15 protein-coding genes and 1 riboswitch are annotated in these 15,564 nt (G+C 70.7%); of the genes, 9 read left to right on the forward strand and 6 right to left on the reverse strand.

Features of this window, described 5'->3' with window-relative positions; genetic code table 11:
• The first annotated feature begins 5 nt into the window (after positions 1-5).
• The 5 genes from A6P39_RS17790 (at position 6) to A6P39_RS17810 (ending at position 4,379) form a co-directional block, all read left to right on the forward strand.
• Positions 6-485, forward strand: a complete 480-nt coding sequence (locus tag A6P39_RS17790) for a succinate dehydrogenase hydrophobic membrane anchor subunit (RefSeq protein WP_067055735.1) — start codon at positions 6-8, stop codon at positions 483-485.
• Positions 486-504: 19 nt separating this feature from the next.
• Positions 505-2,259: a succinate dehydrogenase flavoprotein subunit gene (gene sdhA, locus A6P39_RS17795; protein WP_067055738.1), complete on the forward strand. Its 1,755-nt coding sequence runs from the start codon at positions 505-507 to the stop codon at positions 2,257-2,259.
• Positions 2,259-3,020 (forward strand): succinate dehydrogenase iron-sulfur subunit, encoded by a 762-nt coding sequence (locus tag A6P39_RS17800; RefSeq protein WP_067055741.1) that lies wholly within the window; start codon positions 2,259-2,261, stop codon positions 3,018-3,020. Before sdhA ends, A6P39_RS17800 begins: the two co-directional genes overlap by 1 nt.
• A gap of 105 nt (positions 3,021-3,125) precedes the next feature.
• A complete protein-coding gene (locus A6P39_RS17805; protein ID WP_067055744.1) occupies positions 3,126-3,536 on the forward strand; it encodes a VOC family protein in 411 nt (136 codons plus the stop codon).
• Between the two features lie 36 nt (positions 3,537-3,572).
• A complete protein-coding gene (locus A6P39_RS17810) occupies positions 3,573-4,379 on the forward strand; it encodes a TetR/AcrR family transcriptional regulator (RefSeq protein WP_067055747.1) in 807 nt (268 codons plus the stop codon).
• Here A6P39_RS17810 and A6P39_RS17815 read toward each other — a convergent pair whose 3' ends face one another.
• The gene (locus tag A6P39_RS17815; protein WP_079133813.1) at positions 4,380-5,924 is read right to left on the reverse strand and encodes an ABC transporter substrate-binding protein; all 1,545 of its coding nucleotides are present in this window, start codon (positions 5,922-5,924) and stop codon (positions 4,380-4,382) included. It abuts the gene before it with no gap.
• 247 nt (positions 5,925-6,171) lie between these two features.
• On the reverse strand, positions 6,172-6,411 hold the full coding sequence (locus A6P39_RS17820; RefSeq protein WP_067055753.1) for an SCO4848 family membrane protein: 240 nt from the start codon (positions 6,409-6,411) through the stop codon (positions 6,172-6,174).
• Between the two features lie 91 nt (positions 6,412-6,502).
• Between A6P39_RS17820 and A6P39_RS17825 the strand changes: the two genes are divergently transcribed.
• Positions 6,503-7,711 carry a D-alanyl-D-alanine carboxypeptidase family protein gene (locus A6P39_RS17825; RefSeq protein WP_067055757.1) on the forward strand — a complete coding sequence of 403 codons (1,209 nt, stop codon included), beginning with the start codon at positions 6,503-6,505 and terminating at the stop codon, positions 7,709-7,711.
• Here A6P39_RS17825 and A6P39_RS17830 read toward each other — a convergent pair.
• Complete coding sequence (locus A6P39_RS17830) at positions 7,662-8,633, reverse strand: YihY/virulence factor BrkB family protein (protein WP_067055760.1); 972 nt, start codon at positions 8,631-8,633, stop codon at positions 7,662-7,664. The genes A6P39_RS17825 and A6P39_RS17830 overlap by 50 nt on opposite strands.
• Positions 8,634-8,749: 116 nt before the next feature.
• Between A6P39_RS17830 and A6P39_RS17835 the strand changes: the two genes are divergently transcribed.
• Positions 8,750-10,018, forward strand: a complete 1,269-nt coding sequence (locus A6P39_RS17835) for an FAD-binding oxidoreductase (protein WP_067055762.1) — start codon at positions 8,750-8,752, stop codon at positions 10,016-10,018.
• Positions 10,019-10,026: 8 nt separating this feature from the next.
• Positions 10,027-10,764 carry a decaprenylphospho-beta-D-erythro-pentofuranosid-2-ulose 2-reductase gene (locus tag A6P39_RS17840; RefSeq protein WP_275883872.1) on the forward strand — a complete coding sequence of 246 codons (738 nt, stop codon included), beginning with the start codon at positions 10,027-10,029 and terminating at the stop codon, positions 10,762-10,764.
• 10 nt (positions 10,765-10,774) lie between these two features.
• Here the strand turns inward: A6P39_RS17840 and A6P39_RS17845 are convergent, their stop codons facing one another.
• From A6P39_RS17845 to A6P39_RS17855, 3 genes are all read right to left on the reverse strand, one after another.
• Positions 10,775-11,359, reverse strand: coding sequence for a 2'-5' RNA ligase family protein (locus tag A6P39_RS17845; RefSeq protein WP_067050714.1), 585 nt, complete (start codon positions 11,357-11,359; stop codon positions 10,775-10,777).
• Between the two features lie 151 nt (positions 11,360-11,510).
• Positions 11,511-12,524 carry a tryptophan--tRNA ligase gene (gene trpS / locus A6P39_RS17850; protein ID WP_067050717.1) on the reverse strand — a complete coding sequence of 338 codons (1,014 nt, stop codon included), beginning with the start codon at positions 12,522-12,524 and terminating at the stop codon, positions 11,511-11,513.
• A 122-nt stretch (positions 12,525-12,646) separates the two neighbouring features.
• Positions 12,647-14,098, reverse strand: a complete 1,452-nt coding sequence (locus A6P39_RS17855; protein ID WP_067050720.1) for a glycine hydroxymethyltransferase — start codon at positions 14,096-14,098, stop codon at positions 12,647-12,649.
• A 32-nt stretch (positions 14,099-14,130) separates the two neighbouring features.
• Positions 14,131-14,218, reverse strand: a riboswitch (ZMP/ZTP riboswitch).
• Between the two features lie 137 nt (positions 14,219-14,355).
• Between A6P39_RS17855 and rocD the strand changes: the two genes are divergently transcribed.
• Positions 14,356-15,561 (forward strand): ornithine--oxo-acid transaminase, encoded by a 1,206-nt coding sequence (gene rocD / locus A6P39_RS17860; protein ID WP_067050724.1) that lies wholly within the window; start codon positions 14,356-14,358, stop codon positions 15,559-15,561.
• The last annotated feature ends 3 nt before the right edge of the window (positions 15,562-15,564 follow it).

Below are 15,564 nucleotides of genomic sequence, written 5' to 3' on the forward strand. Positions count from 1 at the left end.
CGCCGATGTCCATGACTGAAACCACCGCGTCCGGGATCGGCCCCGTCGAGGGTGCCGTCTACACCGTGGACAACCCGGCCCCGCTGATCGAGGCGCCGCGCAAGCGCACGAAGAAGACCCCGAAGTCGACCCGGGGCAACTTCGAGCTGGCCGCCTGGCTGTTCATGCGGCTGTCCGGCATCGTGCTGGTCGTCCTGGTCCTCGGCCACCTGCTGATCCAGCTCGTGCTGGACGGCGGTGTCTCCAAGGTCGGCTTCGCCTTCGTGGCCGGCCGCTGGGCGTCCCCGTTCTGGCAGGTCTGGGACCTGCTGATGCTGTGGCTCGCGATGCTGCACGGCGCCAACGGCCTGCGCACGGTCATCAACGACTACGCGGAGCGTGCCGCCTCCCGTATGTGGCTGAAGGCTCTGCTCTACACCGCCACGGTGTTCACCATCCTGCTGGGCACGCTGGTGATCTTCACCTTCGACCCGAACATCCGCTAGGCACGGGGCTGCGAGAATCATGAAGATCCACAAGTACGACACCGTCATCGTCGGCGCCGGTGGCGCGGGCATGCGCGCGGCCATCGAGTCGACGAAGCGCAGCCGCACCGCCGTGCTGACCAAGCTCTACCCCACCCGCTCCCACACGGGCGCCGCGCAGGGCGGCATGGCCGCCGCGCTCGCCAACGTGGAGGAGGACAACTGGGAGTGGCACACCTTCGACACGGTCAAGGGCGGTGACTACCTGGTCGACCAGGACGCCGCCGAGATCCTGGCGAAGGAGGCCATCGACGCCGTCCTCGACCTGGAGAAGATGGGCCTGCCGTTCAACCGGACCCCGAACGGCACCATCGACCAGCGCCGCTTCGGCGGTCACAGCCGTAACCACGGCGAGGCCCCGGTGCGCCGGTCCTGCTACGCCGCGGACCGCACCGGCCACATGATCCTCCAGACGCTGTACCAGAACTGCGTCAAGGAGGGCGTGGAGTTCTTCAACGAGTTCTACGTCCTGGACCAGCTGATCACCGAGGTCGACGGCGTCAAGCACTCGGCCGGTGTCGTCGCGTACGAGCTGGCCACCGGTGAGATCCACGTCTTCCAGGCGAAGTCGGTCATCTACGCCTCCGGCGGCACCGGCAAGTTCTTCAAGGTGACCTCCAACGCGCACACCCTGACCGGTGACGGCCAGGCCGCGTGCTACCGCCGGGGCATCCCGCTGGAGGACATGGAGTTCTTCCAGTTCCACCCGACCGGCATCTGGCGCATGGGCATCCTGCTGACGGAGGGCGCCCGTGGTGAGGGCGGCATCCTCCGCAACAAGGACGGCGAGCGCTTCATGGAGAAGTACGCGCCGGTCATGAAGGACCTCGCCTCGCGTGACGTCGTCTCCCGCTCCATCTACACGGAGATCCGCGAGGGCCGCGGCTGCGGTCCCGAGGGCGACCACGTCTACCTCGACCTCACCCACCTGCCGCCGGAGCAGCTGGACGCCAAGCTCCCGGACATCACCGAGTTCGCGCGGACCTACCTCGGCATCGAGCCGTACACGGACCCGATCCCGATCCAGCCGACCGCGCACTACGCGATGGGCGGCATCCCGACCAACGTCGAGGGTGAGGTCCTGTCGGACAACACCACCGTCGTCCCGGGTCTGTACGCGGCCGGCGAGGTCGCCTGTGTCTCCGTGCACGGCGCCAACCGCCTCGGCACCAACTCGCTGCTGGACATCAACGTCTTCGGCCGCCGTTCGGGCATCGCCGCCGCCGAGTACGCCCACAAGGCGGACTTCGTCGAACTGCCGGAGAACCCCGAGGCGTTCGTCGTCGAGCAGATCGAGCGGCTGCGCAACTCCACCGGCAACGAGCGGGTGGCCACGCTCCGCAAGGAGCTGCAGGAGACCATGGACGCCAACGTCATGGTGTTCCGCACCGAGCAGACGATCAAGACGGCCGTCGAGAAGATCGCCGAGCTGCGCGAGCGCTACAAGAACGTGGCGATCCAGGACAAGGGCAAGCGGTTCAACACCGACCTCCTCGAGGCCATCGAGCTGGGCAACCTGCTCGAACTGGCCGAGGTCATGGCCGTGTCCGCCCTGGCCCGCAAGGAGTCCCGCGGCGGCCACTACCGCGAGGACTACCCGAACCGCGACGACGTCAACTTCATGCGCCACACCATGGCGTACCGCGAGGTGGGCGACGACGGCACCGAGTCCATCCGTCTCGACTACAAGCCGGTCGTCCAGACCCGCTACCAGCCGATGGAGCGTAAGTACTGATGGCTACCCCCGTTCTGGACAAGGTGGAGGCGGAGTCCGCCGCGTCCCCGTACATCACCGTCACCTTCCGGGTCCGCCGGTTCAACCCGGAGGTCTCGGCGGAGGCGACCTGGGAAGACTTCCAGCTGGAGATCGACCCGAAGGAGCGTGTCCTCGACGGCCTCCACAAGATCAAGTGGGACGTCGACGGCACCCTCACCTTCCGCCGGTCGTGCGCGCACGGCATCTGCGGCTCGGACGCGATGCGGATCAACGGCAAGAACCGCCTTGCCTGCAAGACGCTGATCAAGGACATCAACCCCGAGAAGCCGATCACGGTCGAGCCCATCAAGGGCCTGACGGTCCTGAAGGACCTGGTCGTCGACATGGAGCCGTTCTTCCAGGCGTACCGGGACGTCATGCCGTTCCTGGTCACCAAGGACACGAACGAGCCGACGCGCGAGCGGCTGCAGTCCGCCGAGGACCGCGAGCGCTTCGACGACACGACGAAGTGCATCCTCTGCGCGGCCTGCACCTCCTCCTGCCCGGTGTTCTGGAACGACGGCCAGTACTTCGGTCCGGCCGCGATCGTGAACGCCCACCGCTTCATCTTCGACAGCCGTGACGAGGCGGGCGAGCAGCGCCTGGAGATCCTCAACGACCGTGACGGCGTGTGGCGTTGCCGTACGACCTTCAACTGCACGGACGCCTGCCCGCGCGGTATCGAGGTCACCAAGGCGATCCAGGAAGTCAAGCGCGCCCTGATCACGCGCCGCTACTGATCCTTTTCGGCGCCTTGCCGGCGAGGGCCCCGTTTCCACCTCCGGAAGCGGGGCCCTCGGGCGTTTTGGACGGGTTTCCCCGCCGGTCGGTTCTAATCTGACGACATGCCAGACGAAGAGTCGTACGAGCTGCTCGGTTTCGACAACGTGCTGCTCCCCGTCGGGGACCTCGGTGAGGCCGTCGGCTTCTATGAGCGGGCCGGGTTCGTCGTGGGGTTCCGGTTCGACGAGGGCGGCATCGCGCTGCTGAAGGCCGGCAAGGAGACGCCCGGGATCCTGCTGCGGGCCGAGGAGGCGGTGGGGCGCCGGACGCCGCCGTGGCCCTCGCCGCGCATCTGGCTGGAGGTGCCGGACGCGCGGGCGGCGGCACGGGGGCTGAGCGCCGCCGGGATCGCGCCGCTGGACGAGGTGCTCCAGGGCGCCACCGGCTGGACCGTGGAGGTCGCCGACCCCTGGGGCAACGTCCTCGGCTTCACGGACTACACCAAGCGCCCGGAGCTGGGCCGCAGGGGCTGAGCGGGAGCCTCGCGGCACTGGCTAGGCTCTTTGCCCGTGCCCGCGAACAACGACGGCCCCGAGCCGGCCGACTCCCCCAGCAGCAAGTCCGAGCAGACCCGCGCGCTGATCCTGGAGACCGCGATGCGGTTGTTCCAGGAGCGCGGGTACGACAAGACCACCATGCGGGCCATCGCCAAGGAGGCCGGGGTCTCCGTCGGCAACGCCTACTACTACTTCGCGGGCAAGGAGCACCTGATCCAGGGCTTCTACGACCGGATCGCCGCCGAGCAGCAGGCGGCCGTCCGTGCGGTCCTGGACCGGGAGACCTCTTTGGAGGCGCGGCTCGCGGGCGTGCTGACGGTCTGGCTCGACATCGCCCGGCCGTACCACGAGTTCGCCGTGCAGTTCTTCAAGAACGCCGCCGACCCCGACAGCCCGCTCAGCCCCTTCTCGCCCGAGAGCGCACCCGCCCGCGAGCAGGCGATCGCCATCCACCGGGAGGTGCTGGCCGGGTCGAAGTCCAAGGTTCCGGCCGAACTCCGGGACGTCCTCCCGGAGTTGATGTGGCTGGCGCAGATGGGGCTCGTCCTGTACTGGGTCTTCGACCGGACCGAGGGGCGCGAGCGCAGCTACCGGCTGGCCCGGCGCGGCGCCCGGCTGACCGCCCGCGGCGTGGCGCTCGCCCGCTTTCGTGTGCTGCGCCCCCTGGTCCTGGAGGTCCATGAGCTGTTCACGGACTTCCTGCCCGGCATGACCAAGGCACTGCCCGATCCCCGCGGCAAGGGGACCAAGGAGGCCGGGGCGACCGACGGAACCGAGGGGCGCGCGGCGGAGAACGAAGCGGAGAACGAAGAGGACTGATCAGATCCAGGTCAGGCGCCACAGGCGGAACACGCCCGTGCCGTCGTCCAGGTACTGGCTGCCGCCCACGTCCTCGGTGCTGACCACGTACTCCTTGCGCTGCCACAGCGGGATCAGCGGGACGTCCTGGGCGACGTCCGCCTGGATGTCCTCGAAGTCCTTCGAGGCCCGGCTGCGGTCGGCGTACTGCTGGCTGTCCAGGATGAGCTGGTCGACCAGCTTGTTGCTGTACCCGGTGCTCATGGTGGAGCCGGTGCCGACGAGCGCCGCGCCGAAGGTGTCCGGGTCGGGATAGTCGGCCACCCAGCCGACCGACCAGGCGTCCATCTTCCCGGCGGCCCAGCGCTTTTGGAAGTCGGTCCACTCGTAGCCCTTGACGTCCACCTTGAACAGGCCGCCCGCCTCCAGCTGCTGCTTCAGCGCCGCGGCCTCCTCCGCGCCCGCGCCGTGGCCGATCCCGTAGCCGAAGGTGAAGCGCACCGGCAGGCTGACCCCGGCCTGGGTGAGCAGCTCGCGCGCCCTGGTGAGGTTCTGCGTCGGGTAGTCGTCGAAGAACGACGTGGTGTGGCCGGTGATGCCGGTCGGGATCAGCGAGTACAGCGGGTCGACCGTGCCCTGGTAGACCGTCGCGGCCAGCCGCTCGCGGTTGACCAGCCAGGCCATCGCGCGGCGCACCCGTGCGTCGTGCAGCGGGGAGTTCGCGCGGGTGTTGAGGTACAGGTTGCGGGTCTCGGAGCTGTCGGACTCGGTGACGCGCCGGGTGGGATCGCTCGGGTTCAGCCGGGAGAGCACGCCCGGCGAGAGGTTGCGGGTGGCGACGTCGACCTGCTGGGCCTTCCAGGCGCTGTCCAGCTTGGCCGAGTCGGTGTAGTAACGCAGCTCGATCGGGCGTCCGGAACCGCTGAGGTAGCCCTTGTAGTGCCCGTTCGGGGCGAGCACGGCCTTCTCGTCCTTGGTGTACGACGTCAGCCGGTACGGGCCGGTGCCGTCGATCTCGGTGCCGGTGCGCAGCGCGCCGGCCGGGTACTTCTCCTTGTCGACGATCGACCCGGCGCCGGTGGCGACCTTCAGCGGCCAGGTGGCGTCCCCGGACGTCAGATGGAAGGTGACGGTGGTGGCGCTGTCGGCGGTCACCGACGCGAGCGTCGAGAACAGCGAGGACGGGCCGGTATCGGAGTTGATCTTCTTGACCCGGTCGAAGGAGTACTTCACGTCCTCGGCCGTCATCGCGCGCCCGCTCGGGAAGGTGATCCCTGAGCGCAGCGTGCACTGGTACGTCCTCAGCCCGCTGCCCTGGAAGGCACAGCTCTGCGCCGCGTCCGGGACCGGTGCGACCCCGCCGGGTTCGAACGTCAGCAGCGACTGGAACACGTTGCTGAACAGGGCCCAGGAGCCGGCGTCGTAGGCACCGGCCGGGTCCAGGTCCGTGACCGCGTCCGTCGTACCGACCGTGATGGTCTTGTCCTTGTTCTCCTGCGACGGCAGCAGCTGCCAGCCGCCGATTCCCACGACCGCGAGCACAAGCAGCGTCACGAGAATGCGCATGCGAACAGATCGCATGGTGGTGCCCTCCCCAGGCCCCCTACAGGCCCTACCCCTGGCCAGCACGAATTCGCCACTCCCCCAAGTGACGCGGCTCACCTAATCACAGGAGTTTCACCTGGGGGAAGGGCTTTCTGACCAGTTGGGGCAAGAACTTGCCCAGAAGTTGTTTCCTCCGGATTTCACAGCCCCTTCACGGACGGGGGTGTGGTTCCGGCCAGGCGCGCGGGTGGTCCGGTCCGGGGGCCGGCTATGAGGTGCGGCGCAGTGCGCGCAGCCCGCGCAACCCGATGCCTCCGATGACCGTCCCCAATACGAAGGAGACGACGGCCAGCAGCAGATGCACCCAGAAGTACGCGGTCGGGTGGCCGTTGTCGAAGGCGAGCCCGCTGCTGTCCTTGACCAGGTTCTTGACGAAAGTGATCCAGATGACCCAGCTCCACACTCCGAAGGCGAGCAGGAACCAGGAGAGGCGGCGGCTGAGCTTCATGGGTCCAGTATCCGCGTCCCGTGTCCGGTTCCGTGCCGGGGGTGGGGTCGGGAGCGGGACTTCACCGTCCGCGCCGGGTACGTTTCCGACCGTGCCCGCACCGAAGAAGACCGGCCGGCGATCACTGCTGGTCACCTCCGCCACCCTGCTGTCCCTGTCCGCCACCGCGCCCGCCGCCCTGGCCGCCCCCGCCCCGTCGACGAGCCCGACCCCCACGCCCCCGGCGACGATGTCGGCCCTGGGCGGCGCGCGGCTGGGACAGCCAGGCACCCAGGTGAACCTCGCCCCGGGCGTCCCCGTGCTGCCCAAGGACCTCACCGCCCGCTCCTGGATCGTCACCGACGCCGAGTCGGGCGCCGTGCTCGCCGCGCACAACGCGCACTGGCGGCTGCCGCCCGCGAGCACGCTGAAGATGCTGTTCGCGGACACCGTCCTGCCCCGCTTCCCCAGGGACACCACGCACAAGGTGGTGCCGTCGGACCTCGCGGGCATGGGCACCGGCTCCAGCGTGGTCGGGATAAAGGAGGGCAGCACCTACAGCGTCCACGACCTGTGGCTCGGGGTCTTCCTGCGCTCGGGCAACGACGCCGTGCACGTGCTGTCCGCGATGAACGGCGGGGTCCAGCAGACCGTCAAGGACATGCAGGACCACGCCGACGAGCTGCAGGCCCTCGACACGCATGTGGTGACGCCCGACGGCTACGACGAGAAGGGCCAGGTCTCCTCGGCGTACGACCTGACGCTGTTCGCGCGGTCCGGGCTGCAGAAGAAGGACTTCCGCGAGTACTGCTCGACCGTACGGGCGAAGTTCGGCACCGGCGAGATCCAGAACACCAACCGGCTGCTGAGCGGCGACACCGACGTCCCCGTCTACCAGGGCATCGCGGGAGTGAAGAACGGCAACACCACGAACGCGGGCGCCACCTTCACCGGGGTCGCCGAACGCAGTGGCAGAGTGCTGCTCGTCACGGTGATGAACCCGGAGAAGCACGAGCACAACGAGGTCTACAAGGAGACGGCGAAGCTGTTCGACTGGGGCTTCCAGGCGGCCGGCAAGGTCAGTCCGGTGGGCGAGCTGGTGCCGCCGAAGAGCGCGCTGCCGAGCCCCGCGCCCAGCGCCTCCGCCGGGGCCGCCGGGTCCGGGGCGAAATCACTGACGGGCGCCGCCGCCGGCTCCGGCCGGGGTGCCGGCACCGCCGCGGCCATCGCGGGCGGGCTGGTGGTCCTGCTCGCGGGTGCGGTGTTCCTGATCAACCGCCGTTGGCCGCTGCCGGACCTGATGCGCCGCCGTAACCGCTGAGCCCGCCCTCCTCCCCGCCCTCTTCACCGCTCTCCTCCCCGCTCTCCTCCCCGCTCTCTTCCGCGGCCTGCGCGTCGCTCTGTGTCGCCGTCCAGGAGGCGCAGAACAGGACGAGCTTCGCGGTGAAGTTGATCCACAGCAACAGCGCCACGGGGACACCGAACGCGCCGTACATGCTCTTCGCGGCGACTCCCTGGATATAGCCGCTGAGCAGCAGTTTCAGCAGTTCGAAGCCGACCGCGCCGAGCAGGGCGGCCACTACCAGGCGGTGGCGCGGCGGCTCGACCCCGGGCAGCAGGGTCAGGACGTAGAGCAGGACGAGGAAATCGCCGAGCACGGCGACGGCGAACGCGGCGATCCGCAGCAGCAGGCTGCCCCAGCCGTACTCGGCGAGGCCCAGATGGCGCGCGACCAGGCCGACGGCGGCCGAGGCGAGCGTGGACGCGGCGAACGTGAGCAGCAGGGCGCCGCCGAGACCGACGAGGATGCCGGCGTCCTTGGCCTTGGCGAGGAACGGGTTCTCCGCCTTGTCGGGCAGCTCCCACACCGTGCGCAGGCAGTCGCGCATCTGGCCGACCCAGTTGATGCCGGTGAGCAGCAGCACCGCGCCCGCGATGATGCCGACGGTGCCGGCGTTGTGCACCAGCGAGGTGATGTTCAGCTGGTCCGACACGACGCCCGGGAACTGTTCGGCGATCTTCTGCTCGACGGTCTTCTGCCGGGACGGACTGAGGGTGGCGGCGGTGATCGCGGCGGCCACGGTCAGCAGCGGGAAGAGCGCCACGAAGCTGATGAACGTCATGGCCGCGGCCAGCCGCGACCACTTCACCCGGTCCAGCCGCTCGTAGCAGTGCCACGCGTGCGTCGTCATCAGGCGGGTGACGACCGGCCCGATGCCGGGGAGTTTCTTCAGCCAGTCCATGATCCGTTCCTGCCCCTGTCGGCGCGCTCGTATGACATCCCACTAATCACCCGTTGTGTGCAGCACGCGAATGTTCCGCAACTAACCTTCTATACAGGGACGATACGGTCGCCGACATGTCTGGAGACACGGTTTCCGTCATCCGTCCGCGGACATACGAGGAGGCCGCGGTCGCCGTGCGCGCATGCGGTGCGCGCGGCGCCGTCGCCCGGGGCGGCCCGAACCGGTCCCACGGGGACTCGGCGCGGAACGCGGGCGGCACCGTCCTCGACATGACCGGCCTCGACCGTGTCCATGTGGTGGACGCCGACGAGGGCGTCGTCCTGTGCGCGGCCGGCGTCCCCCTGCGCCGGCTGGCCGAACTCCTGCTCCCGCTCGGCTGGTTGGTGCCGGCCGTCCCCGCCGCCCGGCACACGACGGTCGGCGGGGCCATCGCCGCCGACCTCCACGTCTCCGGCTCCTTCACCCGCCACGTCCAGGCCCTGGAGCTGCTCACCGCGGACGGCGAGGTCCGCGCCGTCCGCCCGGACACCGAGCTTTTCGAGGCGACCGCCGGCGGGCTGGGCCTGACCGGAGTGATCCTGACGGCCACGATCCGGCTGCTCCCGGTCCAGACGGCGTACCTGAGCGTCGGCACCGAGCGCGCCGCCGGCCTGGACGACCTGCTGGCCCGCCTGACGGCCACCGGCCGGGGCAACCGCTACGCGGCCGCCCGGATCGACCTGACGGCCCGGGGCGCGGCCACCGGACGCGGGGTGCTCACCCGCGCCGAGCCCGCCCCGCTCGACGCCCTCGGCACGGGCACGCGCGCGTGGCGCCGCCTGCTCCCCCCGCGCCCCCTCCGGCTGCCGCCCGTCGGCACCCTCGTCCCCGCCTCGATCCGGTACCGGTCGGCGCCACGCGCGCGTACCGGTGCGCTCCGGCACCTGTCCGCCTTCTTCCACCCGCTGGACACCGTCCCGCTCGAAAGCCGCCTGCACGGCCGTACCGGCCGCGTGCGCTACCGGTTCACCGTCGGCGACGGCCAGGAGGAGACCCTGCACCGCATCGTGCGGCGCCTGGCCACCCGCCGCTGCCCGACCGCCCACGCCGTCCTCCAGCGCCCCGGCGAGGCCGGCCCCGGCTGGCTCTCCTGCGCCGTGCCCGGCTGGACGCTGACCCTGGATCTCCCGGCCGGGCTGCCCAAACTGCCCGCCTTCCTCGACGCACTGGACGAGGAGGTCGCCGCGGCCGGGGGCCGGGTCGGCCTCGCCGAGGACGCCCGGCTGCGCCCCGACCTGTTCACCGCCATGTACCCGCGCGCGGCCGACTTCCGCGCTCTGCGCGCCGGGCTGGACCCGCGCGCGGTCTTCGCCTCGGACCTCGCCCGCCGGCTCGCCCTCTAGGAGCTGATGTGAAGGACGCCTTCGGTCTGCCCCAGTCCCTGCTCGTCCTCGGCGGCACGTCCGAGATCGCGCTGGCCACCGCGCGCAGGCTGATCGCCCGCCGCACCCGCACCGTGTGGCTGGCCGGCCGGCACTCCCCCGCCCTGGAAAGGGCCGCCGAGAACCTGCGCGCGCTCGGTGCGGACATCCGCACCGTCGGCTTCGACGCCCTCGACCCCGAGTCGCACGAGACGGCGCTCGGCAAGGTCTTCGCCGAGGGCGACATCGACGTGGTGCTGCTCGCCTTCGGCATTCTCGGCGACCAGGCCCATGACGAGCGCGAGCCGGCGCGCGCCGTCCGGGTCGCCCAGACCAACTACACCGGGGCGGTCTCGGCCGGCCTGGTCGCCGCCCGGGCCCTGCAGACGCAGGGCCACGGCTCCCTCGTGGTGCTCTCCTCCGTCGCCGGCGAGCGGGCCCGGCGCGCCGACTTCATCTACGGCTCCAGCAAGGCCGGCCTCGACGCCTTCGCCCAGGGCCTCGGCGACGCCCTGCACGGCACCGGCGTGCACGTGCTGGTCGTCCGCCCCGGATCCGTCAGCCGGCCGGAGACCCCGTTCGCCACCACCCCGGAGGCGGTCGCCACCGCGATCGAGCTGGGCCTGCGCCGCCGCTCGGAGACGGTGTGGGTGCCGGGCGTGCTCAGGGTGGTGATGGCGGCGCTGCGGCACACCCCGCGGGCGCTGTTCCGCAGGCTGCCGGTGTGACGGCCGGCGCCTACCGGCTGGCGATGGTCCCGAGCCCGACGTCGGCGCGGCCCGCCTGCGGGGGGACGACGGATCCCCCGAACGTGTACTCCCGCAGCTTGCGCCAGACCCCGTCCGGGCCCTGCTCGTAGAGCGCGAAGCCGGTGCACGGCCAGTCGGCCTCGAAGCCCGCCAGTTCCTCGAAGGCACGGTCCATGGCGGCCTCGTCGATGCCGTGCGCGACAGTGACATGCGGGTGGTACGGGAACTGCAGCTCGCGCGCCAGCGGTCCGGACGCGTCCCGCACCCGCTGCTGGAGCCGGGCGCACTCCTCGGCGCCCCGGACGACACGGACGTAGACGACGGGTGACAGCGGCCGGAAGGTGCCGGTGCCCGCGAGCCGCATCGGGAACGGCCGGGCGGCCGCGGCGACCCCGGACAGGTGCGCCTCGACGGCCGGCAGGCCGGCCTGGTCGACCTCGGTCGGCGGCAGCAGCGTGACGTGCGTGGGAATGCCGTGGGCCGCGGCGTCGCCGAAGCCCGCGCGCCGCTCCTGGAGCAGGCTGCCGTGAGGCTCCGGGACCGCGATCGACACGCCGATCGTTACGGTCCCCAACGTCGTCTCCTGTCGTCCGCGCCTGTGTTCTTCCCGGCCGCTCAGCCGTCTGTTCCGCCACCCCGTCGGCTATCGACTGTACGGCCATGGGTGTCCTGTGGGCAGGCGCAGGGGAAGTGATGTGCAGCGCTCTGCCGGTGCGGCGGCCGGTTCAGTGCTTCGCCGGCAGGAAACCCACGCGGTCGTACGCCTGCGCGAGCGTCTCGGCGGCGACGGCGCGCGCCTTCTCCGCGCCCTTGGCCAGGATCGAGTCGAGCGTCTCGGAGTCGTCCAGGTACTGCTGGGTGCGCTCCTTGAACGGCGTCACGAAGTCGACCATGACGTCGGCGAGGTCGGTCTTCAGGGCGCCGTACATCTTGCCCTCGTACTCCCGCTCCAGCTCCGCGACCGGCTTGCCGGTGAGCGTGGAGTAGATGGTGAGGAGGTTCGACACGCCCGGCTTGTTCTCCACGTCGTAGCGGATCACGGTGTCGGTGTCGGTGACGGCGCTCTTGACCTTCTTGGCGGTGGTCTTCGGGTCGTCGAGGAGGTTGATGAGGCCCTTCGGCGTGGACGCCGACTTGCTCATCTTGATCGTCGGGTCCTGCAGGTCGTAGATCTTCGCCGTCTCCTTGAGGATGTACGGCGACGGGATCGTGAACGTCTGCCCGAAGCGGCCGTTGAAACGCTCGGCCAGGTCACGGGTCAGCTCGATGTGCTGGCGCTGGTCCTCGCCGACCGGCACCTCGTGGGCCTGGTAGAGGAGGATGTCGGCGACCTGCAGGACCGGGTACGTGAACAGTCCGACGGACGCCCGGTCCGCGCCCTGCTTGGCCGACTTGTCCTTGAACTGGGTCATGCGGCTGGCCTCGCCGAAGCCGGTGAGGCAGTTCATGATCCAGGCGAGCTGGGCGTGCTCGGGGACGTGGCTCTGCACGAAGAGCGTGCAGCGGTCCGCGTCCAGGCCCGCGGCCAGCAGCTGGGCGGCGGCCAGCCGGGTGTTGGCGCGCAGTTCGGCCGGGTCCTGCGGGACCGTGATCGCGTGCAGGTCGACGACCATGTAGAAGGCGTCGTGGGACTCCTGGAGGGCCACCCACTGGCGGACGGCGCCGAGGTAGTTGCCGAGGTGGAACGAGCCGGCCGTGGGCTGGATGCCGGAGAGCACGCGAGGACGGTCTGAAGCCATGCCCCTCATTGTCGCAGAGTGACGGGCGGGTTCGGTGCGTGGGCAACCGCGGACCGTTCTGGCTGCTGCGGCCCCGCGGCGGGGCCGCACACCGGATGCGGCCCCGCGCGATGGTGGGCGCTTCAGCCCAGGTCGACCTCCGGGTACAGCGGGAAGCCCGCCACCAGGTCCGTCGCCCGCTGGGCGATCTCCTGGGCGACCTTCTCGTCCAGGACGTGGGCCGCCTTCGAGGGGGCGCCCGACTTGGTCGTGCCCGCTTGCGTCGTCGTCAGGACGCGGTCGATCAGGCCCGCGACCTCGTCCATCTCCGCCGTGCCGAGGCCACGGGTGGTGAGCGCCGGGGTGCCGACGCGGATGCCGGAGGTGTACCAGGCGCCGTTGGGGTCGGCCGGGATGGCGTTGCGGTTGGTGACGATGCCCGAGTCGAGGAGGGCCGCCTCGGCCTGGCGGCCGGTGAGGCCGTACGACGTCGCCACGTCGATCAGGTTGAGGTGGTTGTCCGTGCCGCCCGTCACCAGGGTGGCGCCGCGGCGCATCAGGCCCTCGGCGAGCGCACGGGAGTTGTCGACGATGCGCTGGGCGTATTCCTGGAAGGCGGGCCGGCGGGCCTCGGCCAGGGCGACGGCCTTGGCGGCCATGACGTGCGGGAGCGGGCCGCCGAGGACCATCGGGCAGCCGCGGTCGACCTGGTCCTTGAGGGAGTCGTCGCACAGGACCATGCCACCGCGCGGGCCGCGCAGGGACTTGTGGGTGGTCGTGGTGACGATCTGGGCGTGCGGGACCGGGTCGAAGTCGCCGGTCAGGACCTTGCCGGCGACCAGGCCCGCGAAGTGGGCCATGTCGACCATCAGGGTCGCGCCGACCTCGTCGGCGATCTCGCGCATGATCCGGAAGTTCACCAGACGGGGGTACGCCGAGTAGCCCGCGACGATGATCAGCGGCTTGAACTCGCGGGCCTGGGCGCGCAGCGCCTCGTAGTCGATCAGGCCGGTGGCCGGGTCGGTGCCGTAGGAGCGCTGGTCGAACATCTTGCCGGAGATGTTCGGGCGGAAGCCGTGGGTGAGGTGGCCGCCGGCATCCAGGGACATGCCGAGCATGCGCTGGTTGCCGAAGGCCTGGCGCAGCTCGGCCCAGTCGGCCTCGGTCAGGTCGTTGACCTGGCGGGCGCCGGCCTTCTCCAGGAAGGGGACCTCGACGCGGTCGGCGAGGACGGCCCAGAAGGCGACCAGGTTGGCGTCGATGCCGGAGTGCGGCTGGACGTAGGCGTGGCGGGCACCGAAGAGTTCCTTCGCGTGCTCGGCGGCCAGCGACTCGACCGTGTCGACGTTGCGGCAGCCGGCGTAGAAGCGGCGGCCGATGGTGCCCTCGGCGTACTTGTCGCTGAACCAGTTGCCCATCGCGAGCAGCGTGGCCGGGGAGGCGTAGTTCTCGGAGGCGATCAGCTTGAGCATCTCGCGCTGGTCGTGGACCTCCTGGCCGATGGCGTCGGCGACGCGCGGCTCGACGGCGCGGATGACGTCGAGGGCGGCGCGGAAGGCGGTGGACTCGGTGGAGAGGGACTGCTGCTCTGGCATGAGGACCTCCGGACGGTGTGCGTACAGCGTTCACGTTCGGCCCAGGCGCACGGCACTTTCCCGCTGGAGCCGCTCCCCGATGGTCCGTCCCATCCCAGCGCGCCAGTCACGGCCCGCTGATCAGCCTACCGGGCACGCCACGGACGGCAGGTCCCGCGTCCACCATGCGAGCGAGGATAGGAAGAGGAGCACTCTCATCCGAAGGGGGCACCCACGCCTCTTTCGTCCCCGTGTCCCTCACGCCCCCGGGAGACGCCGTGACCGCTTCAGCCGACCTCATCGCCACCGCCGACGCGCACTGCGCGCCCACCTACGATCCGCTGCCGGTCGTCGCGGCCACGGCCGAGGGGGCCTGGGTGACCGACGTCGAGGGCCGCCGGTACCTGGATCTGCTGGCCGGGTACTCGGCGCTCAATTTCGGGCACCGCAACCGGCGGCTGCTCGAGGCGGCGCGGGCGCAGCTGGAGCGGGTGACGCTGACCTCCCGCGCCTTTCTGCACGACCGGTTCGCCGCGTTCTGCGCGGAACTGGCCGAGCTGTGCGGGATGGAGATGGTGCTGCCGGTGAACACCGGCGTGGAGGCGGTGGAGAGCGCGGTGAAGACGGCCCGGAAGTGGGGGTACCGGGTCAAGGGCGTGCCCTCGGAGATGGCGAAGATCGTGGTCGCCTCCGGCAACTTCCACGGGCGTACGACGACCGTGATCAGCTTCTCGACCGACCCGGAGGCGCGGGCGGACTTCGGGCCGTACACGCCGGGCTTCCAGATCGTGCCGTACGGCGATCTGACGGCGATGCGGGAGGCGCTGACGGAGAACACCGTGGCGGTGCTGCTGGAGCCGATCCAGGGCGAGTCCGGGGTGATCGTGCCGCCGGAGGGCTATCTGCCGGGCGTGCGGGAGCTGACGCGCGAGCGGAACGTGCTCTTCGTCGCCGACGAGATCCAGTCCGGGCTCGGCCGCACCGGGCGGACCTTCGCCTGCGAGCACGAGGGTGTGGTGCCGGACATGTACGTGCTGGGCAAGGCGCTCGGCGGCGGGATCGTGCCGGTGTCGGCGGTGGTGTCGAGCGCGGAGGTGCTCGGGGTGTTCCGGCCGGGCGAGCACGGGTCGACGTTCGGCGGGAACCCGCTGGCCTGCGCGGTGGCGCTGGAGGTGATCGCGATGCTGCGGACCGGCGAGTTCCAGGCGCGGGCGGCCGAGCTGGGCGCGCGGATGCACCGCACGCTGGCGGCCCTGCCGGCCACGGGCACGGTGACGGCCGTACGCGGGCGCGGGCTGTGGGCGGGTGTCGACGTCGCCCCGCGGCTCGGCACGGGGCGGCAGGCCGCCGAGCGGCTGATGGGGCGCGGGGTGCTGGCGAAGGAGAGCCACGGCGCGACCGTCCGGCTCTCCCCTCCCCTCGTGATCGGCGAGACGGACCTGGACTGGGGGCTGGAACAGCTGGCGGGCGTGCTCGGTGTCTAGTGC

Origin of the sequence: Streptomyces sp. FXJ1.172, assembly GCF_001636945.3 — a bacterium.
Classification (GTDB): domain Bacteria; phylum Actinomycetota; class Actinomycetes; order Streptomycetales; family Streptomycetaceae; genus Streptomyces.